Below are 22,547 nucleotides of genomic sequence, written 5' to 3' on the forward strand. Positions count from 1 at the left end.
TCTGTCCAGTTGCGACTACTGCAATAGCGTGTTTCGCGTCAATAGAACGAGTTCGTTTTCGGACATGCCCGATATGCGCGGCAGGCCTCGGCTCCTCATACTTCGGAATCTGTAAAAAACCCGCATTACCAAGCCTTTGTTTCGGATTCGAACGACATGACCACCCGCTGCCTGAGCATCCACCAGACCGACGCACCCGAAGTCCTCACCAATCACAAGCATTACGCCGCACGCATGGGCTATGAGCACGCGAGCGTCTCGATGGCTGGCATGCCCTGCCCGTCCCAGCGTCTGCTGCTCAAGTACGAAGCGATCCTGCACCATCTGCGCCGGATGCCCGAAATGGCGCTGCTCGTCTGCATGAGCGAAGACTGCATCGTGCTCAACATGCTCCCGGTCGAACCCATCGCCGACGGCAGGCAGCACGCGCTCATCGCCGTCTCCGGCAACGAAGACGGACGTCAGACGGCCGTGCAGATCTGGCGTAATACGGTGGACGTGCGCAATCTCATCGTGTGGTGCATCGACGAATGCAAGCTCGGCAAAGCACCGCAGAACGAGATCGCAATGCTTGCAGGGCTCGACTACATCGAGGCGCACGGCGAACGCGGCGGCATCATCGCTGCGATGCATTGCGGTCCTCGCTTCGAACCGGTCTGGACGCAGTACCCGAACCTCTGGACCATCGTGCTCGGCGAGCAGGCTGTCTACGGTTTCATCCCGGCGAGCTTCCGCAACGCGCTAGCCGAACACATCAACGACTGGCAGCAGAAAGGCGTGCCACTCTTCCAGCTTTCAGCCCAAAACGGAACGCCGGATGAAGAATTCAGCGTCTTTAACCCGGGCAAATCTGTCGCTTTCATCACCTACTACACGCCCAACGTGCGCGCGTACGGTGCAATCGCCGAGCGGAACATGCGACGTTATTGCGAGCGCCACGGCTATACGCTCTACGTCTATCGGCAGACGCCGGCCGATGCCGTGCCCGGAGCGAGCGGCACCTGGCTCAAGCCATGGTTCCTGCGCAAGCATCTGCCTCATCACGACTGGGCGATCTGGATCGACGCCGACATCCTCTTCTTCGATCAGCGCAAGCCGATCGATCCGCTGCTCGAAGGACGCGACATTCTCGCGGCGCACGATATCGGCCCATGGGTCATCAATGCCGGCGTGCTGGGCTTTCGCCGCAAGCCCGCGGTCCTCGCGTTCGTCGACGAGATCCATGAGCATGTCAGCGCGGCGCCCGACAAATCGAGCACCTATGCGAACGGCGGCGATCAGACCATCATCGCGAATCTGCTCACCGACCGTCTCGGCTGGAAGCTCGAACACGGTATCGACTGCATGAGCATCAATACGCCGTGGTACTTGCAGCAGGCGGACAGCCTGATGCTTCACTTCATGGCGATCCAGACGCCGATGCGCGCCGTCGTGATGGCGGCACAGGAACGCGCGAGCATGCAGATCGGCTGATCGCTCACTTCACGCCGAGCGCGGTCTGAACGGCTTCCAGTCCGTTGCCGCCGCTCGCCGTGGTCACGCCGTCGAGCCATGACTTCAACAGTTCCGGATGGCGCTTCAATGCATCCGTGGCGGCGGCGTCGACATTGGTTTTCTTCTCCAGCACATCGGTGATGACGCCGTTTTCCAGATCGACGTTGAACGCCATCTGCTTGAACAGCTTGCTCACGTTCGGGCATTGCTGCTCGTAGCCGCTGCGCGCCACCGTATTCACCGTCGCGCCGCCGTAGTCCGGGCCGAAGTACTTGTCGCCGCCATCGAGATAGGCGAGCTTGAACTTCGTGTTCATCAGATGCGGCTCCCACGCGAGGAACACGATCCATTTCTTGTCGCGCACCGCGCGCTCCACTTGCGTGAGCATCGCGGTCTCGCTCGATTCGACGAGCTTCCAGTCGCCGAGACCGAAGGCCTTGTCGTCGACCATGCGCTTGATGTTTTGATTCGCGGGCGCGCCCGGCTCGATGCCGTAGATGCGGTTATCGAACTTGCCGGCGTTCTTCGCGAGATCGGCGAACGAATGCACGCCCGCCGCCGCCACGTAGTCCGGCACCGCGAGCGTGAACTTCGCGTTCGAGAGATTCGGCCGCACCACGTCAATCGACTTCTCTTCGAAGAAAGGCTTCACGAGCGGCGCCTGCGCGGGCATCCAGTTGCCGAGAAATACGTCGATCTGTCCTTTCTTCATACCCTGATACGTAATCGGCACCGACAGGTTCGCGACGTTCTGCTTGTAGCCGAGTGCCTTCAACACGATGCCGCTCATTGCGTTGGTCGCGTCGATGTCGGTCCAGCCTGGCCCCGCCATGCGTACCTGCGTGCAGGCCTGAGGCTCGGCGGCAAACGCATGCGAAGCCAAGCAAGCCAGCGCGGCGGCGAAGAGCGCGTGGATGAAGCCCTTTTTCATGGTGCGTTCCTGTCGTGTGGTGTGGAGATGCGATCGATGCTTCAACGCGCGACGGCGGGAAAGCGCGCCATCGCTTCGAGATCGTCGAGATCGATGTGATTGCGCATGTAGCGCTGGCTTGCATCGACATGCGGCTGCCAGTCCCATGACTGAATCGTGCCTTGCGTCGTCGCGGCGAAATGGAAATGGCGGCGCTGCTGACTTTTCAGGACGTCCTGATGCAGCGCATCGAGATCCCATCGGCGCGCGATTTCCGCGCGAAAGTCGGCCACGCGCGCGGCGTGGCGCTCATCGCTTGCGAGGTTCTCGCGCTCGAACGGATCGGCTTCTACATCGTAGAGCTGATCGGGATCGACGCTCGTGTAGACGAACTTGAAGCGCCCGCGCCGGATCATCACGATGGGCGCGATCGCGCCTTCCGCGAGATATTCGCCGATCGCTTCGTCATGCCCGCCACGCTCGCGCAGATGCGGCACGAGGCTTTGCCCGTCGATGCTGTCGGGCCATGATCGCGGCGCTTCTCCGCGCGCGAATTCGACGAGCGTGGGCAATACGTCGAGATGCGAGACGGATTCCTTCACGCGATGCGCGCGGAACTGCCTGGGCGCATGCACGATCAGCGGCACGCGGCAGCCGCCTTCGAAGAACGTCATCTTGTACCAGAGGCCGCGCTCGCCGAGCATCTCGCCGTGGTCCGACGTGACGACGATGATCGTATCGTCGGCGAGTCCGGCTTGTTCGAGCGCTTCGAGAATCGATGCGAACTGGTCATCGACATAGGACACCGCGCCATAATACGCGCGCCGCGCGTTGCGGATCTGCCGGTCCGTCGGCGGCGTGCGGTCCGCTTCGTACACATGGCGCAGGCGCTTCGAATGCGGATCGCAGGCATCGAGCGCATCGCGATACGAAGGCATGTCGACGTCTTCATCGCGATACAGGTCCCAGTACTTTCCCGGAATCGCATATGGATCGTGCGGATGCGTGAGCGACGCGACCATCATGAACGGGCGCGCGTCGCGGCCCGCGTTGCGCTCGCGCGCGATGTCGAAGAGCTTTTGACGCGTCGTGAACGTCACTTCGTCGTCGAAGTCGAGTTGATTGGTGCGCACGCACGGACCCGCGTCGATCACGGAACTCATGTTGTGATACCAGCTCGGGCGCGCGTCGACGTTGCGCCAATCGGGTGTCCAGCCGAAATCGGCGGGATAGATATCGGTCGTGAGGCGTTCCTCGAAGCCGTGCAATTGATCCGCGCCGCAGAAATGCATCTTGCCGGAGAGTATCGTGCGATAGCCTTCGGCGCGCAGATAATGCGCGAAGGTCAGCGTTTCCGAGGGATATTCGGCGGCGTTGTCGTATGCACCGATGTTCGAAGGGAGCTTCCCCGCAAGAAGCGAAAAGCGCGACGGCGCGCAGAGCGGACTGGCGCAATACGCCGACTCGAACACCACGCCTTCACGCGCGAGCGCATCGATGCGCGGCGTCTTCGTCACGCGGTTGCCGTATGCGGCAAGTGCGAAGGGCGTGAGCTGATCGGCCATCAGCACGAGGATATTTTGTTTTGTCTCAAGCATGAATGCGTGCCTCGAATAGAATCGTTCACTGAGCGTTCACGCCACTATTGCCGTTCAAATCGCGGCTGTGAAGACAGCAAAACGTTATGCGTTCATAAGGGGGAGTTATGCCGCGGCCGGATCGCTTGCCGCCGATGCAGGCTTTATTGATGTTCGAATCCGCCGCGCGCCACGCGAGCTTCACGGCTGCCGCGCGCGAACTCGGCTCGACGCAGCCCGCGGTCAGTCAGCGCGTCGTGCAACTCGAAGAATCGCTCGGCGCGGCGCTGTTCGAGCGCGGGCATCGCGGCGTTACGCTGACGGAAGACGGTGCGCGTCTCTTCGATGCGGTGCGTCAAGGGCTTGCCGTCATTCGCGCGGCGACCTCGGAGATCCGCTCGCGTCGTGCGCAGCGCACGCTCACGCTGTCCACTGACTTCGGCTTTGCCACATACTGGTTGATGCCGCGCCTGCCGCAATTCAAGGCGCTGATGCCCGATGTCGACGTGAAGATCATCACGTCGCAGAGCTTGCCGAGCGCATCGGGCGATCATGCCGATGTGGTCATCGTCTTCGGCGATACACAAACAGAATGGAGCGGCAAGAGCGCCGTGAAGCTCTTTGCCGAGCGCGTGATGCCGGTGTGCAGTCCGGCGTTGATCGCGGGCAGAAGCGCGCCCGTATCGGCGGGTGATCTGCTTGCGTTGCCGCTCTTGCATCTCGAACCGACGTCGCCGGAGCGCTGGCTTTCGTGGAGCGCATGGTTCGACGCACACGGGCTCGCCGCGCCGCCGACGCCGGGCGGCTTCACGTTCAACAGTTACGCGCTCGTCGCGCATGCGGCGGTGATGGGCCAGGGCGTGGCGCTCGGCTGGGCGCCGCTCATCGACGAACTGATTTCGACGGGTCAGCTCGTCGCGCTTTGCGATGCGCCGCTCGTCACCGATCGCGGCTATGTGCTCGTGACGCCGCGCGAGCCATCGGCGGCGGTGCGCGCGTTCAGCGAGTGGCTGCTGGACGAATGCGACGTCGTCGGCTGACGCTTTCGTACTATCTGCGCGGCGCATCGCTTCTATCCTGCCGCCGCGCGGATTTGCTCTACTAACGCGTACGCTCGCCGCCTTTGCGGCGCTGCAACCATACGAACGTGGAGCATGCATGGCAGCCGAATCCCGCTTTGATCAACTGGTGCTAACCGTTTCGTGCCCGAGCGCGGCGGGGCAAGTCGCCGCCATCGTCGGCTTTCTGGAGCGGCATCACGGTTATATCGACGAGCTCACCGTTTTCGACGACGATCTCTCGGAGCGCTTTTTCGTGCGCTGCGTCTTTCATGGCGCGCGGCCTGACGAAGCGCTCGATCTGGCGATGCTGAAGCGCGAATTCGAGCCTATCGCGGCGCGCTTTTCGATGTCGTGGGCGATGCACGATCTCGCCATCAGGCCGAAGGTGCTGCTGATGGTGTCGAAGCTCGAGCACTGTCTCGCCGATCTGCTGTTCCGCTGGCGCATGGGCGAGTTGAAGATGGATATCGTCGGGATTGGGTCGAATCATACGGACCTTGCGCATCTTGCTGAGCAGCATGGTTTGCCGTTCCATCATCTGCCGATCACCGCCGATACCAAGGCGCAGCAGGAGGCGCGCTTGCTCGATCTGTTCGATACGTCGGGCGCGGAGTTGATGGTGCTTGCGCGTTATATGCAGATTCTTTCGGGCGAGACGAGCCGCAAGCTCGCGGGACGCGCGATCAATATCCATCATTCGTTCTTGCCTGGGTTCAAGGGCGCGAAGCCTTATCATCAGGCGCATACGCGTGGGGTCAAGCTGATTGGCGCGACGGCGCATTTCGTGACCGACGACCTCGATGAAGGTCCGATCATCGAACAGGAAGTCGAGCGCGTCGATCATTCTTATGGGCCGGAGCGGTTGTTGACCACCGGGCGGGATGTCGAGTGTATTACGCTCGCGCGGGCTGTTAAGGCTTTTATCGAGCGGCGGGTTTTTATTAATGGGGAAAGGACTGTGGTTTTGCGGTGAGATTGGGCGCTCCGGGGTTCGCTTTATTGTGGCTTTTTTTCGCCGGATCCCGTTTTCTTTGTGGTCTATCAGCACTGCCCCTGTGCGGGGCGGCACTTACTTTCTTTGCTGCTGCAAAGAAAGTAAGCAAAGAAAGCAGCTTTTCAAGCCCGCGGTCACACGCACGTTGGGTAGTTCTCTCGTCCTCGGTGGCACTCGCCTAAGTGTCGCCCTCATAGGCCCTACCGGGCTTGGCTCCCGCACGGTCTGACTAGCTAGTTGTTAGAAGGCGCTGGTTCAGCGCGAAAGAGCGTCGGCACAGCGCTGCGCGCTGCCGTCGGGTATGCGAGGGAAACCATCGAAGAAGCACTTGCAAACCCGCTTGACCCATCGGCCGCGCAGCGGGCTGGAGCTATATCGTGCTGAACCAGCGAGCTACGCGGCGCGATGTGTCAGACCGTGCGCGAGCCAAGCCGGGTGATTGTGATGAGGGCACTCTTTAGGCGAGTGCCACGGTGAACGAGAGGACTACCCAAATTGCGTGTGACCGCGGGCGTAACAGAAGCTGCTTTCTTTGCTTACTTTCTTTGCAGCAGCAAAGAAAGTAAGTGCCGCCCCGCACAGGGGCAACACTAATAGACCACAAAGAAACCGGGATCCGGCGAAGAACAAAAAAAGCGCCGCAGAGACAAAAGCCCCACGACGCTTAGCGTTTGCCCAAACGCCCAAAGACCCAACAGAAAAGAACCGTTACTTAGTCCAAGAATCCACCCGATCCCCATGCGCGCTGATCCAAGCATCCGCCGCCGCCTGCGGTTTCTCCCCATTCTGCGTCGCAAGCATCACGCTATCGATCTCACCCGGCTTCCACTGAAACTTCTTGAGAAACGCCACCACCTGCGGCGCCTTCTTTTCGAGCTCCGGGTTGATCACGTTATCGACATGCTCCGATTCCCCAAAAACCTTCTTCGGGTCCTCGAGGAACTTCAGCTTGTACTTCGCGAACATCCAGTGCGGCTTCCAGCCCGTCACGATGATCGGCTTGTTGGCCGCTTCCGACCGCGCCAATTCCGCCGTCATCGCCGAACCCGAGCTCGGCAGCAGCTTGTAGTCGAGGTTATAAGCCTTGATCGCTTCGCTCGTTTTCTGCATCACGCCCGCGCCCGCATCGATGCCGACGATGCGCGAATCGAATTCCGCCTTCTTCGCTTCAAGATCGCTCAAACTGTTGACGTCGACATTCTCCGGCACGATCAAACCGATCTTAGCGTCCTGAAAATTCGGACCCAGATTCACGACCTTCGACTTGAAATTGTTCCAGTACGCGCCGTGCGTCACCGGCAGCCACGCCGACAGCGTCGCATCCAGATCGCCGCGCGCCACACCCTGCCACATCACGCCCGCCGCCACCGGCACGAGCTGCACCGGATAGCCCAGCTTCTTCTCGATGACGCGCGCAGCCACGTTCGACGTCGCCACGCTATCGTCCCAACCCTCGACGTAACCGATTTTGATCGTCGGCTTATCCGCGGCGTTCGCTACAAAACTCGCGGCAAGGGCGGCGCTCATCGCCCCAAGAACGAGCATTCTTCTCATCGGTTTCATTTGGTTTCCCCTTAGCGGCCCCACGCCGTGTAGCGATCAGAATCACCAGCCAGAATTGGCCCGTAACGCACTTTTCCGACACCCAATTGTCCAGAAGCGACGCACACCGCGATTCTATTTGTCGACGACAAGATCGCTCAACGGCTTGCTGCAGCACAGCAGCACCATGCCCTGATCGATCTCGCGCTGACGAATGCCGCCCGCATGCTTCATGCTCACCTCGCCCGACACGAGCTTCACCTTGCACGTCCCGCACATGCCCTGCGTACACGACGAAGGCAAACGTACACCCGCTTTCTTCGCCGCATCGAGCACATGTTCGTTGCTGCCGCATTCGATATCGCGCCGGCTCTTCGAAAAGTTCACCTTGAACTTCGTATCGACGACGGGCGCGGCTTCTACCTCGACGACTTCAATCGGCTCAGTCGGCGCGGGCGCGAAGCCGATCGCTTCCTCGCGCGCTTCGACGAAATCCGTCTGCGTCGCGAGGGCCTCGGCGACATGCGCCGTCGTCAGTTCAGCGGCCACTTCTTCGACGACGCCGAACGAAAAGCTCTCCTCGTGATAATGCTTGCGGTCGAAACCGCCCGCATCGAGCAGATCCCGCACGGCCTTCATGTACGGCGCGGGGCCGCACGTGAAGACTTCGCGTTCGAGAAAGTCCGGCGCGATCAGCTTCAAGAGCGGCAAGCTCAGAAAGCCGGTCACGCCCGGCCAGTTCGTGCGCGCGCCGACGCGCTCGCAGACGAACGCCGTACGGAAGTTCTTGTGATTCGACGCGATCAGATCGAGCTCGCGGGCAAAGATAATGTCATCCGGCGTGCGCGCGCTATGCACGAACACGATGTCGGCATCGTCGCCGAGTTCGTGATGCGCGCGGCTCATCGACATCAGCGGCGTAATGCCGGAACCCGCCGACAGAAACAGATACTTGCGCGCCGGATGACGCGCGCACGTGAATTCGCCCGATGGCCCGAGCACGCGCACCGTCGATCCCGCGACGACGTTATCGTGCAGCCAGTTCGACACCTTGCCGCCCGGCACGCGCTTCACCGTGATGGAGATGGTGTGCGGGCGCGTCGGCGCGGACGAGATCGTATAGCAGCGATTGATCTGCTCACCGTCGATATCGAGTTCCAGCGTGATGAACTGTCCCGGCTCGAACACGAACGTGCGTTCGCCTGGCGCCTTGAAGAAAAAGCTCTTTACGTCGTGCGTTTCCTGCCGGACGTGACAGCAGACGAGCGTCTCGTCGGTGTCGCAATCCCAGCGCACGGGCAGCGTGCCCCAGAACTTCGGCTGGGCGACACGGCTGTCGGTCGGCTCGAACGTAGCCTGATCGCGCATCATGTTCTACTCCTGCGTCGGCCGCTTTAGCGCATGAAGGAAACGACTTTGTCGCCGTGCGACGCATCGACGCCGTGCTCGGGCGTATCGGCGTAATCGGCAAGACGTCCGATGTACCACTCGCAGAACTTCTCGACGAGTCCTTCTGTGAAAGGCGAGTACGGACCCGGCTCATATGCGTTGCTCGCCACACCCAGTTGCGAATACTCGACGAGCGTGCGGTCCTGATCGTTCGTCGCGCGCCATACGGCGGTGAGATTGTCGGCGTCGTAATCGATGCCCTCGCGCGCGTCCTTGTGCACGAGCCATTTCGTGCGCACGAGCGTTTCGCCCGATGCGAGCGGAATCACGCAGAACGTCACGATGTGATCGCTCATGAAGTGATGCCACGAGTTCGGCTGCGTCCAGAACGAGAGACCGCCAAGGTCCGCGCGCTTGAAGCCGCCGAGCAGCTTCTTCGATGCGACTTTGGCATCGAGCGTCTGCGATTCGCCATCGCGATCGAGCGGCAGGCGTTGCGTGCGAAAGCCCGTGACGAGATCGGCGAGACGCTCGATTTCGGCGGACGGCAGGCACATCGCTTCCCATTGCTTCGTGCGCTCCTCGACGGTCTTCTCGAACGCCGCCATGCCCTCTTCGTTCGCGGGCGAGCGCTGATAGCCGAAGCCGTATTCGTAGAGCGAAATCGTCAGCTCGGGATGATTCGCGACGCAGTGATAGCACTCGCGATTGTTCTCCATCGTGAGCTTCCAGTTGCCCTTCTCGACGATATCGATGCTCGCCGCGATCTTGCAATCCTTCAGGCCGTGCGGCGCGAGATACGGCTCCATCGCTTCGCGCATCACGGCGAAATCGGCGGGCGGCTCGTCGGCGAGACAGATGAAGATGAGGCCCGCGAGATTCTGCACGTGCACCTTCTTCAGGCTGTGCTTGCAGCGGTCGAACTGATCGCCCATGTGCTCGGCGAACATCAGGTCGCCGGAAAGGTTATAGGTCCAGCTGTGATACGGGCACACGATATTGCCGAGCGAGCCCTTCTCCTGATTGCACAGGCGTGCGCCACGATGACGGCACACGTTGTAGAAGGCGCGGATTTCCATGTCGTCGTCGCGCACGATCAGGATCGAGTCGTTGCCGATCTCGACGGTCGTGTAATCGCCCGGCTCGGGAATGTCCGGTTCGACGGCGACCTGAATCCAGGTCTTGCGGAAGATGGCATCGAGGTCGAGCGCGTGAATTTCCTCGCTCGTATAGAACGGCGCCTCGAGCGTATGGCCCTTTTTGCGGCGTTCGATCATTGCGCGAACGTCTGCCGAAACTTTCATCGTGTGCACCTGTGTGTGGGTCGATGTGGGTCGAGAAATCAGTAATCGACGAGTTGATGCTCGCGCAAATACGCCAATATCACTTGTGCTTTTTCGACGGAACTCCCTTCAATTACGACGCTTCCGCCGCGGCTTTCGGTCGTCGTCGCGCCGAGCATGCGCGCGTGGCCCGAGCGCTTTTCCGGCGCGGCGAGTTTCTTCGGCTTCGCCATGACCGGACCGATGCTCCATGCCGTGCTTTCCTTGTCGAGCGGCGCACTCGCCGCGACCGGCGCGACGTGTCCTTCTTTCATGCGCGCATACGCGTAACGCGGCGCGGCGTTGGCGAGCGGATGCACCGCGACGAGCGCGGGCAGCGGGGCGCGCACGCGGCGTCGCAAGCCCTTCGGCATGAACTGCCGCACTTCAACGCCATCCGTGGTCACGCTGACATCGACGGCCGCGCCGACGAGCGGAACGTTCAGCGCATCCGCGAGCTTGTAGGGCAGCGTGCCGCTGTCGTAAGCGCCTTCCGCGCGCGTGCCGGTGAAGACGAGGTCGTAGCCCGCGAGCCGTTGCGTGAGCGCCGCGCACGCATCGCCTTGCGTGTTGAGCACTTCGACTTTCGGCGCGCCGAGCGCGAGATATTGCTGCAACGCGGGATTCGCCGGATCGCCCGCATGCAGCACGTCGAGCTGCGCGCCGTGCGTCCTGGCAATGCCGATGGCGATGGTCAGCGCGGCGGCGTCGTTGCGGCTGTAGCGCGCGGCGCCGCTGACGGGATGACGTCCGGTGGAGACGAGAACGGCGATCTTCATGCAGCGACTCCTTCGGCGATGTGCGCGGTCTGCGCGATCGATCCGCCGCTGGCACGCGCGGCGCGCGCGGCGGCGGCGGCATCGGTCAGCGCCTTGATCGTCTCTTGCGTGTCCGCGACGATCGTCAGATTCGCGCGCTTCGCGATCGGCGCGCTGGCGTCGAGATTCACGGCGATCACATGGCGGCAATCCTTGATGCCCTGCAAATGCTGCACCGCGCCCGAAATGCCAAACGCGATATACACGCTCGCCTCGACGGTCTTGCCGGTTGCGCCGATCTGCTTGTCGCGCGTGAACTTGCCATCGTCGACGGCGACACGGCTCGCGCCGATCGCAGCGCCCAGCGTGCTCGCGAGCGCTTCGAATGCGCCAATATCCGACACGCCGTTGCCCGCCGACACGATGAAGTCCGCCTCTTCCAGCGCGACCTGCGCCGCGTCCATCTCTTCGATGCCGAGATCGACATAGGCGCTCGATTTCGCGGCCGGCACGATGCCTTGAGCATTCACGGCCTCGCCCGCGCCGACGAACGGCAGCTTCGCGTCCACGGCATTGGCCGCGAGCAGCACGACATCGGGCAATGCACGCGATGCGAGCGCGCGGCCCGCCTGCGCATACGAGGCGACATGCGCCGCATCGATCTCGACGACCTGTGTCGCAATCGATGCATCGGCGCGCGCGGCGTAGCGGCGGCCGACATCGCCGTCGCCGGTTGCGTTGTCGGGCATGAAAATATGCGCAGGCGCGAAGGCCGCGACGCATGCGGTCAGCGCGCGCACTTCCTCGTCGGGCGCATAGTTGCGCCGGTCGAATGCGGGCAATTCGATGTAGCGATCCGCGCCCAGCGCAGCGGCATCGTCCTTGAACTCGCCGAACGCGATCAGCACGACTTCGGTTTCATCGTCGGCGAGCAATGCGGCGGCGGCGAGCGCCTGACGTGCGTGATCGTCGAGCGCGCCGCGATCCGTGTGCGCCGCGACGAGCAGCGCGCGCGTCGCGGGCTTCGTCGTACGGCGCGGCTTTGTCGCTTCCTTGTGGCCGCCGTGCGTGAAGTTCAGCACGACGCCGTTGCCCACTTCACCGAGCGTGATGCGCTTGAGCCCATCCGACGTGATGATGAAGGGACGGCGCGGGTCGATTCGTTTGATGTCGTTGTTCATCGCTTCACTCCAATGCCGCAGCGACGAGTTCCGCCACGTCGAGCACTTCGGGACGAGGACCGACCACGCCTTCGAGCATCGCGGTGCATTGTGGGCAACCGACCGCGACGACTTCCGCGCCGATCGTCTTCGCATCCGCGATGCGGATATCGGGAATGCGCTGCTTGCCGGGGATATCGGTCAGCGGCGCGCCGCCGCCGCCGCCGCAGCAACGCGCGCGCATACCATGACGTTCCATCTCGACGACCTTGATGCCGATAGTCTTCAACAGCTTGCGCGGCGCTTCCGTTTCGCCGTTGTAACGGCCGAGATAACACGGATCGTGATACGTGATCTTCTTGTCTGCAAGCACGGCAGCGGCCTTCGGCGTGAGCTTGCCGCTCGCGACGAGTTCCGCCATGAACGCCGTGTGATGCTGCACTTCGTAATAGCCGCCAAGCGCGCGATATTCGTTGCGCAGGCTATGCAGCACATGCGGGTCCGCCGTGACGATGCGACGGAACTGGTACTGCGACAGCGTGTTCATCAGCTTCGATGCACATTGCTGGAAGGTGGCTTCATCGCCGAGACGCCGCGCCGTATCGCCCGTATCGGTTTCGACGCCGCCGAGCACCGCATAGTCGACGCCGGCCTTGTTCATCACCTTGGCGAGCGCACGCAGCGTGCGTTGATAGCGCATATCGAACGCGCCTTCGCCGGCGATCAGCAGCACATCGACAGGACGTCCCGGCTGCGCGACCTGCACTTGCAGGTCCACCGACCAGTCGTAACGCGCGCCGATATCGAATCCGTTCTGGCTGCCGGTCTCGCGCAGGTTAGCGAGGGTAATCGGGCCTTTACCGGGCACATCGCCTTGGACGAGCGTCTGGTTGCGGCGCATGTCGACGATCGCATCGACGTGCTCGATCAGCATCGGGCACTCCTGCACGCAGGCGCGGCACGTGGTGCATGACCAGATCGTGTCCGCTTCGATCATCTGCGAGATGAGCGGCTTGGCGGGACCGCCGGAGTGTCGGCCGACCGGAATGCCGGGCGTCGGGCTGCCCGCGTATTGCGAGTCCGAACCGCCGACCATGCCGACGACGAGATCCTGGATCAGCTTCTTCGGATTCAACGGCTGACCCGATGCGAACGCGGGGCATGCGGCTTCGCACTTGCCGCACTGCACGCACGCATCGAAGCTCAACAACTGATTCCAGCGAAACTCGACCGGCTTGCCGACGCCGTATTCCTTCGCATCGAGCACGGGCTTCTTGAGCGCGGTCGGCGGCACGACTTCGCGTTCGTTCGCGCTCTTCGCATGGAAACGTTCCTGTCGCGGATGAAACGCGAGATGCAGAAGACCGGCCATCGCGTGCTTCATCGGGCCGCCTTGCGCCGCGCCGAAGGTCATCGTGTAGGCGCCCGCCGCGATCAGCAACGCGACGATGATCGCGAGCGCGCCGGACATCCACGATGCGGGCAGCAGCATGAAGAGCGCGAGGCCGAGCGCGAACGAGCCGAGCAGCAACGGCAGGCTGTCCCACGGTCCGTGCGACAGACGCGCGGGCACGTCCTTCGCGCGACGGCGCTTGTACACGAACACCGCGCCGACGAACATGATGATCGCCGCGAGAAAGATCGCGCGGTCGAGCCACACCGAATAGATCGCGAGACCGTAGTTGATGAAGACGAGCGCCATCGCGAGGATCGCGCCGCCCGCGGTCGCGACGTGCGTCTTCGCGATATACGGATCGCGCGCCACGACATGATGCAGATCGACGAAATAGCGCTTCGGGATGGTCAGCAGGTTCGCCCATCCGTATGCGCCGGCCGTCGTCGCGCGGCCTTCGCGCCAGTACGCTGCGCGTTTGAGCAAGGCGAACGCGAGGCCCGCCATCGAAAGCCACAACAGCGCGGTGATGACAAACACGGGGTTCATCGTCGAATACCTCGTCAGAAGTCTTTGCAGAGGCGCAGCGAATCGTAGATCGCGCTGTGGATGTTGTGCATCGAGATGCAGTCGCCGACGCGGAACAGCAGGAAGCGTCCGTTGCCGAGCTCTTCGCTCAACGATGGCTGCGGTTGCGATGCGAAGAGCGTATGCACGTCGATCTGTCCGCGATTGAGCGACTCGGGCTTGAGCTTCCAGTAGAGCGCGTCGTTCGGCGTGATGCCGTTCTCGATGATGACCTGATCCACCGCGCGCTCTTCCTGCTCTTCCGTGTACTCGTTGTGGATCACGGCGATCTTCTTGCCGTCTTCCTCGTACACCTTGTCGAGCCAGTAGTTCGGCGTATGAATGACGCCTTGCGCATAGAGCCGTCGATAGAAGATCGGGAACGTGGTGCCGCCGGTGTCGTCGGCGACCTTCACGTCCGGCGTGACGATTTCCACGTTGCTGCCGCGCGACGCGATGAAGTCCGCGACGCCCGCGCCCGCATGCGTCGATACGCCGTCATAAACCAGCACGTTCTTGCCCGGCTCGACCTTGCCCGACAGAATGTCCCACGAACTCACCGCGAGACCTTCGTCGACGCCCCACGCTGGCACCTGATTCGTGAACGACGAACCGCCCGTCGCGAGCACGACGATGTCCGGCTTTTCGGCCATGATCGTCTTGTCGTCGGCGGCGACGCCAAGACGGCGATCGACGCCGAGGCGCTTCGTTTCCATGTCGAACCAGCGCACGATGCCGGCCATCTGCTCGCGCTGCGGCGCTTTCGCGGCGAGCATGATCTGACCGCCGACGTATTCGTTCTTCTCGAACAGCACGACGTCATGCCCGCGCGAACGCGCGACGCGCGCCGCTTCGAGACCCGCAGGCCCCGCGCCGACCACGACGACCTTGCGCTTCGGCCCGCGCGTCTTTTCGATGACATGCGGCATCGTCTGTTCGCGCGACGTCGCCGCGTTCTGCACGCAGAGCACATCCAGCCCGTTGTACTGTCGATCGATGCAGTAGTTCGCGCCCACGCACTGCTTGATCTCGTCTTCGCGGCCATCGCGAATCTTGATGACCATGTGCGGATCGGCGATCTGCGCGCGCGTCATGCCGACCAGATCGACCATGCCGTTCGCGAGCAGACGCTCGGCCTGACCCGCATCGCGGATGCTTTGCGCGTGCATGATCGGAAGCTTCACGACGGACTTGATGCCCGCGGCGAGATGCACGAACGGCTCGGGCGGCAGCGCCATCGGGGGCATGCAGTTGGCGAGCGTATTGTGCGTATCCGCGCCCGAACCGATCACGCCGACATAATCGATGAGGCCGCTTTCGGACATCGCCTGCGCGATCTCCTTGAGGTTCTCGTGCGAGAGACCGTCTTCATGGAACTCGTCGCCGCACATGCGCAGGCCGACGCAGAAATCCGCGCCCACTTTCTCGCGCACGGCCTTGAGCACTTCCATACCGAAGCGCAGACGGTTCTCGAGCGAGCCGCCCCATTCATCGGTGCGAAAGTTGGTGCGCGGGCTCCAGAACTGGTCGATCAAATGTTGATGCGCCGCCGAGATCTCGATGCCGTCCATGCCCGCATCCTTCACGCGCTTCGCGGCCGCGGCGAAGTCCTGGATGATGCGCTTGATCTCTTCCACCTCGATGATCTTCGCGTTGCCGCGATGCACGGGCTCGCGCACGCCCGACGGCGACATCAGATGCGGCCAATGCTCGCCATGCCATGCGGAACGGCGGCCCATATGCGTCGCCTGGATCATGATGAACGCGCCATGACGATGCATCGCTTCGGCGAGACGCGACAGCGGATCGATGACCTTGTCGGTCGCGAGATTCACCGACTTCCACCAGCCTTGCGGACTGTCGATCGACACCGGGCTCGATCCGCCGCACACGGCGAGGCCGACGCCGCCCTTCGCCTTCTCCTCGTAATAGCGGATGTAGCGGTCGCCGGGCAGACCGCCCGGTTCGGCATAGACCTCCGCGTGCGCGGTGCTCACGATGCGGTTGCGCAACGTGAGCTTGTTGAGCTGAAGAGGCTTGAACAGGTTCGGGTAACGCATTGCGATCGACCTCGGAATGGTGTCTTGGCTTACAGCGGCGATACTTCGAATACGCAGTGGTCGTGGCCCTCGGCGGCGCATTGCGTCTCGATCGACTTCGAGCGCGGACCTTTCTTCGCACTATCGGGCGCTGTGTCATTGACCCAGTCCATCGCGCCCGCGAACCAGCCTGCGAACATGTAGCAGAGCTTGCCTTGCTTGCCCGGCTGCTGAAGCACGAACGACGAGTTGCGCAGATGGATGCGCGCATGCGAACTTGCCGGATCGGCTTCGACGATATCGAACAGGCCCCAGCCGCGTTGCGACAACCGCTTCAGGTAATGCTCGAAGACCGCCATGCCGTTGATGCCGTGCTTCTCGGCTTCCTTGTCGCACCAGTGATACGCGGACTTGTAGCCGGCCTTGTAGAGAATCTCGGCGTACGTTTCGATGCCGAGCGCTTCTTCGACGGCGACGTGATTGTTCGTGAAGAAGTGGCGCGGCACGTAGAGCATCGGCAGCGCGTCGGTGGTCCAGACGCCGGTTTGCGGATCGACATCGATAGGCAGTTGCGGTTGCATCGCGGGGTTCCTGTGTATGTGTCGTTGATGGTCAGACGTTCCAGACTTCGCCGAAGAAGCGCATCCAGTTTTCGCCCATCACCTTCTTGATGCGCGACTCGCTCCAGCCTGCCTTTTCCATCGCGGCAGTGAGATTCGGGAATTCGCCGATCGTGCGGATGCCTTCCGGATTCACCACCTTGCCGAAGTTCGTGAGACGGCGATAACGGCCCTTGTCATGCGTGATCCAATCGAAGAATTCGGTGCTGTAGCCTTGCGTGAAGTCCGTGCCGATACCGACCTTGTCTTCGCCGATCACATCGATCGTGTATTCGATCGCTTCGAGATAGTCATCGACGGTCGCGTCCGGGCCTTTCTTCAGGAACGGCGAGAACATCGTCACGCCGACGAAGCCGCCCGCATCGGCGATTTCGCGCAACTGATCGTCGGTCTTGTTGCGCGGATGGTCCTTCAAACCCGACGGGCAGCAGTGCGAATACGTGACGGGCTTCTTCGAGCACGCGATGGCGTCGGAAGAAGTCTTCGCGCCGACGTGCGAGAGATCGACCATGATGCCGACGCGGTTCATCTCGTGAATCACTTCCTTGCCATAGCCCGAGAGACCGCCGTCCGGCTCGTAGCAGCCCGTGCCGACGAGGTTTTGCGTGTTGTAGCAAAGCTGGACCACGTTCACGCCGAGCTCCTTGAACACTTCGATATAGCCGAGGTTGTCCTCGAACGCATACGAGTTCTGGAAGCCGAAGATGATGCCGGTCTTGTTTTCCTTCTTCGCGCGCAGGATGTCGTCGGTCGTGCGCACGAGCGTGAGGATTTCGCTGTATTCGCGGATCTGCTGCTTCATTTCCGCGATGTTGTCGATGGTCTTCTGAAAGTCTTCCCAGACCGACACGGTGCAGTTCACGGCGGTCACGCCGCCTTTTCGCATGTCCTCGAACACGGAGCGCTCGAACTTCGAGATGTTCAGTCCGTCGATGATGATGCTGTCAGTGTGGAGGGTGCTCATCTTGAATGTGCTCCGTGTCGCGGGGGGGTAGTTGGGTCGTTCGACGCAGCCTGGCGGCGCTCTCGTCGTTGCGTCTATTCTTGTCTCTTGCCCTGCGCGCCAATTTATGAATTTAGACGTGTTCTTTACCTTTTCCGACATGCGCGTCTGTTTTCGACAAGTGGCGAATCTGGTTTCGGTGTAGCGCGTTTTTTTGTGTGCGCTGCTGCACTGCATCGGAACGACCGTGCGCCTCGCCAGTGCGCGGCGCGGCCCGCGTAGCCCCGCGTCAGTGCGTGCGCGCAGCAAAGCACGCGCGACGCCCTGCGCTGCTCAGGGTTTCGCCTGATGGCATGGTAGTTGCACTCGAAATCAAAATTAGAAGAAAGCAAAAAACGCGGTAGCAAAGCGCTGCGCATGACGGCGTCAATCAATAGATTCCAAGGAATCAGTCTTCCCATGTCCTCCGATCGCACGGCGTCGCTGTCGCACTTCGCATTCATGCCGCTTCCTAACTTCACGATGATTGCGTTCACCAACGCGATCGAAGTTCTGCGCATGGCGAACTATCTGACGGGGCAGCCGCTGTATCGCTGGTCGATCGTGAGTCCGGAGGGCGGTCCGGTGACGGCGAGCAACGGGCTTTCCGTCGATACTGGTCCGGTGGACTGCGTGGGGCAGCCCGACATCGTGTTCGTGGTCGGCGGCATCGACGTGCAGCGCGCGACCACGCCGGAGCATCTTTCGGCCTTGCGCCGTTTCGCGCGCACGGGCAGCGTGCTCGGGTCGCTTTGCACCGGCACCTATGCGCTCGCGCGCGCCGGTTTGCTGGCTGGCTATGCGTGCGCGATTCATTGGGAAAACATGTCGGCGCTTAAAGAAGAGTTCCCCGACACGCGTTTTCTAAAAGAGCTTTTCGTGATCGATCGCGATCGCGTCACGTGCACGGGCGGCGTCGCGCCGCTCGACATGATGCTGAATCTGATCGCCGCGCGTGTCGGCACGGCGCGCGTGACGCAGATCGCGGAGCAGTTCATCGTCGAACATGTGCGCGATACGAGCGCGCAGCAGCGCATGCCGCTCGTGGCGCGTCTGGGCTCGGCGAACAAGTCGCTTTTCGAGGTGATCTCGCTGATGGAGAACAACATCGAGGAGCCTTTGTCGCGCGAGGAACTGGCGCGCCTCGCGGGGATGTCGCAACGGCAGTTGCAGCGGCTATTTCGCGAGCATCTCGGCATGACGCCGACGCATTACTACCTGACGTTGCGCCTGCGGCGCGCGCGCGAGTTGCTGTTGCAGACCGACATGTCGATCATGCACATCACGATGGCGTGCGGTTTTCAGTCGGCATGCCATTTCTCGAAGAGTTACCGCGATGCCTTCGGCACGGCGCCGACGCGTGAACGCCGCAAGCAGGTACCGCCGTTGTCGTCCGTTCCCGCGATGGTGGCCTGAACGTTCGAAGCGCGTTCAGATCGACATGTGGAGGCGCGTCTCGCAGACTTCGCAGCCGCCGACTCTTTCCGTGCGAAACACGCCGTCCAGTGCGAAGCCGAGGGCTTTGTAGAAGCGCAGTCCGTGCATGTTTTCTTCGAGCGCCCAGAGCGTCACTTCCCGATACCCTTCGCTTGCGGCGGCGTTGATCGCTTCTTCGATCAGCATTCTTCCCGCGCCCTGGCGCCAGTGTGCCGGGTCGATATAGATGGCTTCGATTTCGGCGTCGGCGTTGCCTTTGTCGTTATCGCGCGAAGCGCCCCATGCGATCCAGCCGAGCATGATGTCGTCGCGTTCGGCGAGCATTATGCGGGGCATGCCGCGCGCGATCAGCTCGGACCATAGGGCACGGCGTTTTGGAATGGAAAGCGAATTGAGGTATTCGGCGGGGAAGATGGAACGATAGGCGGCCTGCCAGGCCTTCACGTGGATGCGCGCGATTTCCGCAGCATCGGATGGGGCCGCGAGGCGGAAGGAAAGCGCGGTTCGGAGGTAATCGGCCTTCATGCGTCCAAGTATGACGCGGTTTTGCTGGTTTTTGACTTGTGGTTTTCGCTTGGTTCGGGTTTTGCCGGAGGTCGGTTTTTTTGTGGTTCGCCTCGGGTTTCGTCGGATCCCGTGTTCGTGGCGGTTTATTTGTGGTTCGCCTCGGGTTTCGCCGGATCCCGTGTTCGTGTCGGTTTATTAGCACTGCCCCTGTGCGGGGCGGCACCTACTTTCTTTGCTGCTGCAAAGAAAGTAGGCAAAGAAAGCAGCTTTTCAGGCCCACGGTCACACGCAGTTTGGGTAGTCCTCTCGTCCACCGTGGCACTCGCCTCACGAGTGCCCTCGAAGGTCTGGCGGGGCTTGGCTCGCGCACGGTCTGACTAGCTAGTTCGTTACGCGCGCGGGTTCAGCACCAAATAGTTCCGGCCCGCTTCGCGGCCGATGGGTCAAGCGGGTGTGCGAGCGCGCTGGCGTACCCTCGGTTTCCCTCGCAGATCCGACGGCAGCGCGCAGCGCGGTGCCGGAACTATTTGGTGCTGAACCAGCGCCTTCAACGTTATGGCAAGTCAGACCGTGCGCGATCCAAGCACGATTCGGATTGTGAGGGCACTCGTTAGGCGAGTGCCACCTCGGAGGAGAGAACTACCCAAACTGCGTGTGACCGCGGGCTTGAAAAGCTGCTTTCTTTGCCTACTTTCTTTGCAGCAGCAAAGAAAGTAGGTGCCGCCCCGCACAGGGGCAGTGCTAATAAACCACCAAGAAAACGGGATCCGGCGAAAATTCGAATCCCCAAAACCTCAAGCCGCCTTCAACAACCCATGCGGATCGATAACAAACTTCCTCGGCGCCCCGCCATCAAACTTCCGATACCCATCCGGCGCTTCATCGAGCGAAACAACCGTCACATTGACGATATCGGCAATCGGCAACCGGTCCCACAAAATCGCCTGCATGAGATTGCGGTTGTACTTCATGACGGGCGTCTGCCCCGTATGGAACGAATGCGACTTCGCCCATCCCAGACCGAAGCGGATACTCAAACTTCCCTTCCGCGCGGCGGCATCGACGGCACCCGGATCGTCGGTCACGTAAAGACCCGGAATGCCAATCGCGCCCGCCGCCTTCGTAATCTCCATCAGCGAATTGAGCACCGTAGCGGGCGCTTCGTGACCCGCATCGCTGCCATGTCCATGCGCCTCGAAACCCACGCAATCGACCGCGCAATCCACTTCCGGCTTGCCTAGAATCTGCTCGATCTGCTCGCCGAGCGTCGCATCCTTCGACAGATTGATCGTCTCGAAGCCCATCGCACGCGCATGCGCCAACCGCTCCTCGTTCATGTCGCCGACGATCGTGCACGCCGCGCCCAGCAAGCGCGCCGACGCAGCCGCCGCCATCCCGACCGGCCCCGCACCCGCGATATACACCGTCGAGCCCGGCCCGACGCCCGCCATCACCGCGCCGTGATACCCCGTCGGCAGAATGTCGGAGAGACACGTGAGATCGCGGATCTTCGACATCGCCTGCGCCTTGTCCGGGAACTTCAGCAGATTGAAGTCCGCATACGGCACCATCACATATTCCGCCTGCCCGCCGATCCAGCCGCCCATATCGACATAGCCATACGCGCCGCCCGCGCGTGACGGATTCACGTTCAGGCATACGCCCGTATGCTGCGCCTTGCACGTCGGACAGCGCCCGCACGCGACGTTGAACGGCACCGACACGAGATCGCCGATGGCAAGCGTCTCCACATCGCGCCCCACCTCGATCACTTCGCCCGTGATTTCATGACCAAGCACGAGGCCGACTTCGGCAGTCGTGCGGCCGCGCACCATGTGCTGGTCCGAGCCACAAATGTTCGTGCTGACGACCCTCAGAATGACGCCGTGGCCGATGTCGCGCCCGCGCGGATCCACCATCTTCGGATAGTCGATGGACTGCACCTCGACCTTGCCCTGCCCCAGATAAACGACGCCGCGATTGCTGCTCATTGATCGTCTCCTTGTTTCGTGGACGGCTCGCGCGATACATCCGGCCGATGACCGCGCCCGTGCAACGAGGGTAGCGCCGTCCCTATGCGGCGACCGTGACGCAATGCGACGCGCGTTTGACTGAAACCGACATCGCCGTTTTTATTGATTGACCGTTCAATATAAAAAAAATACCATCGGCATCAATCTTCAGTCATCGAACCGCCATGCCCAAGCTCGGAATGCGCGATATCCGCCGCGCGCAACTCATCGACGCCACGTTGCATACGATCGATCAATCGGGGCTGTCGGGCGCGACGCTCGCCTCGGTCGCGCAGCGCGCGAGCACGTCGACGGGCATCGTCAGTCATTACTTCGGCGACAAGGACGGCCTGCTCGAAGCCACGATGCGTCATGTGCTGCGCTCGCTGTGGCAAGGCACGTCGCGCCGCCGCAAAGCCGCGAAGCCCGATCCGCGTTCGAAACTGCGCGCGGTCGTCGCGGCGAATTTCGATGTCGAACAGGTGAACGGTCCCGTCATGAAAACCTGGCTCGCGTTCTGGTCCGAGAGCATGCACAAGCCGGAATTGCGGCGGCTGCAGCGCGTCAACACGCGACGCCTCCATTCGAACCTGTGCGCCGATTTCGCGCGGACCTTGACGAAGCCCGCCGCACGCCGAGCCGCGAGCGGCCTCGCCGCGCTGATCGACGGCCTGTGGCTGCGCGGCGCGCTCGCCGGCGAACCGTTCGACACGAAGGGCGCGCTGCGGCTCGCCTACGAATACATCGACCTCGTGCTGGACGCGCGCGGCTGATCTCTCACAT

At 62.0% G+C, this 22,547-nt stretch carries 18 protein-coding genes; 5 read left to right on the plus strand and 13 right to left on the minus strand.

The genetic code is table 11. From position 1 onward, the window contains the following. The first annotated feature begins 156 nt into the window (after positions 1 to 156). Positions 157 to 1,473, plus strand: coding sequence for a glycosyltransferase family protein (locus AWB77_RS13160; RefSeq protein ID WP_061134886.1), 1,317 nt, complete (start codon positions 157 to 159; stop codon positions 1,471 to 1,473). A 4-nt stretch (positions 1,474 to 1,477) separates the two neighbouring features. Here the strand turns inward: AWB77_RS13160 and AWB77_RS13165 are convergent, their stop codons facing one another. Together AWB77_RS13165 and betC are read right to left on the minus strand one after the other, a co-directional pair. Then, entirely contained in the window at positions 1,478 to 2,425 is a 948-nt protein-coding gene (locus tag AWB77_RS13165; RefSeq protein ID WP_061134887.1) for a choline ABC transporter substrate-binding protein, read from the minus strand. 41 nt (positions 2,426 to 2,466) lie between these two features. Then, positions 2,467 to 4,002: a choline-sulfatase gene (gene betC / locus AWB77_RS13170; RefSeq protein WP_061134888.1), complete on the minus strand. Its 1,536-nt coding sequence runs from the start codon at positions 4,000 to 4,002 to the stop codon at positions 2,467 to 2,469. A 107-nt stretch (positions 4,003 to 4,109) separates the two neighbouring features. Here betC and AWB77_RS13175 point away from each other — a divergent pair, with 107 nt between their 5' ends. Both AWB77_RS13175 and purU read left to right on the plus strand, forming a co-directional pair. Then, the gene (locus AWB77_RS13175; protein WP_061134889.1) at positions 4,110 to 5,021 is read left to right on the plus strand and encodes a choline sulfate utilization transcriptional regulator; all 912 of its coding nucleotides are present in this window, start codon (positions 4,110 to 4,112) and stop codon (positions 5,019 to 5,021) included. Between the two features lie 118 nt (positions 5,022 to 5,139). Next, on the plus strand, positions 5,140 to 6,015 hold the full coding sequence (gene purU / locus AWB77_RS13180; protein ID WP_061134890.1) for a formyltetrahydrofolate deformylase: 876 nt from the start codon (positions 5,140 to 5,142) through the stop codon (positions 6,013 to 6,015). 729 nt (positions 6,016 to 6,744) lie between these two features. Here the strand turns inward: purU and AWB77_RS13185 are convergent. The 9 genes from AWB77_RS13185 to AWB77_RS13225 all read right to left on the minus strand — a co-directional run bounded on the left by AWB77_RS13185 (position 6,745) and on the right by AWB77_RS13225 (position 17,790). Next, complete coding sequence (locus AWB77_RS13185) at positions 6,745 to 7,581, minus strand: glycine betaine ABC transporter substrate-binding protein (RefSeq protein WP_374728692.1); 837 nt, start codon at positions 7,579 to 7,581, stop codon at positions 6,745 to 6,747. Positions 7,582 to 7,713: 132 nt separating this feature from the next. Further along, positions 7,714 to 8,949: an FAD-binding oxidoreductase gene (locus AWB77_RS13190; protein ID WP_061134892.1), complete on the minus strand. Its 1,236-nt coding sequence runs from the start codon at positions 8,947 to 8,949 to the stop codon at positions 7,714 to 7,716. A gap of 23 nt (positions 8,950 to 8,972) precedes the next feature. After that, positions 8,973 to 10,271 carry an aromatic ring-hydroxylating oxygenase subunit alpha gene (locus AWB77_RS13195; RefSeq protein WP_061134893.1) on the minus strand — a complete coding sequence of 433 codons (1,299 nt, stop codon included), beginning with the start codon at positions 10,269 to 10,271 and terminating at the stop codon, positions 8,973 to 8,975. A gap of 38 nt (positions 10,272 to 10,309) precedes the next feature. Beyond that, positions 10,310 to 11,068, minus strand: a complete 759-nt coding sequence (locus AWB77_RS13200; protein ID WP_061134894.1) for a drug:proton antiporter — start codon at positions 11,066 to 11,068, stop codon at positions 10,310 to 10,312. Further along, positions 11,065 to 12,228 (minus strand): electron transfer flavoprotein subunit alpha/FixB family protein, encoded by a 1,164-nt coding sequence (locus AWB77_RS13205; protein WP_061134895.1) that lies wholly within the window; start codon positions 12,226 to 12,228, stop codon positions 11,065 to 11,067. Before AWB77_RS13205 ends, AWB77_RS13200 begins: the two co-directional genes overlap by 4 nt. 4 nt (positions 12,229 to 12,232) lie before the next feature. Beyond that, positions 12,233 to 14,149 carry a (Fe-S)-binding protein gene (locus AWB77_RS13210; protein ID WP_061134896.1) on the minus strand — a complete coding sequence of 639 codons (1,917 nt, stop codon included), beginning with the start codon at positions 14,147 to 14,149 and terminating at the stop codon, positions 12,233 to 12,235. 14 nt (positions 14,150 to 14,163) lie between these two features. After that, positions 14,164 to 16,227, minus strand: coding sequence for an NADH:flavin oxidoreductase (locus AWB77_RS13215; protein WP_061134897.1), 2,064 nt, complete (start codon positions 16,225 to 16,227; stop codon positions 14,164 to 14,166). Positions 16,228 to 16,256: 29 nt separating this feature from the next. Further along, a complete protein-coding gene (locus tag AWB77_RS13220; protein ID WP_061134898.1) occupies positions 16,257 to 16,787 on the minus strand; it encodes a DUF5943 domain-containing protein in 531 nt (176 codons plus the stop codon). 31 nt (positions 16,788 to 16,818) lie between these two features. Continuing rightward, the gene (locus tag AWB77_RS13225; RefSeq protein ID WP_061134899.1) at positions 16,819 to 17,790 is read right to left on the minus strand and encodes a dipeptidase; all 972 of its coding nucleotides are present in this window, start codon (positions 17,788 to 17,790) and stop codon (positions 16,819 to 16,821) included. A gap of 438 nt (positions 17,791 to 18,228) precedes the next feature. Between AWB77_RS13225 and AWB77_RS13230 the strand changes: the two genes are divergently transcribed. Then, positions 18,229 to 19,224, plus strand: a complete 996-nt coding sequence (locus AWB77_RS13230; protein WP_061134900.1) for a GlxA family transcriptional regulator — start codon at positions 18,229 to 18,231, stop codon at positions 19,222 to 19,224. Positions 19,225 to 19,239: 15 nt separating this feature from the next. Here the strand turns inward: AWB77_RS13230 and AWB77_RS13235 are convergent, their stop codons facing one another. Continuing rightward, positions 19,240 to 19,770 carry a GNAT family N-acetyltransferase gene (locus tag AWB77_RS13235; RefSeq protein WP_061134901.1) on the minus strand — a complete coding sequence of 177 codons (531 nt, stop codon included), beginning with the start codon at positions 19,768 to 19,770 and terminating at the stop codon, positions 19,240 to 19,242. Between the two features lie 776 nt (positions 19,771 to 20,546). Continuing rightward, entirely contained in the window at positions 20,547 to 21,743 is a 1,197-nt protein-coding gene (gene fdhA, locus AWB77_RS13240) for a formaldehyde dehydrogenase, glutathione-independent (RefSeq protein WP_008354157.1), read from the minus strand. 206 nt (positions 21,744 to 21,949) lie between these two features. On the opposite strand from fdhA, the gene betI reads away from it, so the two are divergent. Next, entirely contained in the window at positions 21,950 to 22,537 is a 588-nt protein-coding gene (gene betI, locus AWB77_RS13245; RefSeq protein WP_061134902.1) for a transcriptional regulator BetI, read from the plus strand. Positions 22,538 to 22,547: the final 10 nt, after the last annotated feature.

It is taken from the genome of Caballeronia fortuita, assembly GCF_001544835.2.
GTDB lineage: Bacteria > Pseudomonadota > Gammaproteobacteria > Burkholderiales > Burkholderiaceae > Caballeronia > Caballeronia fortuita.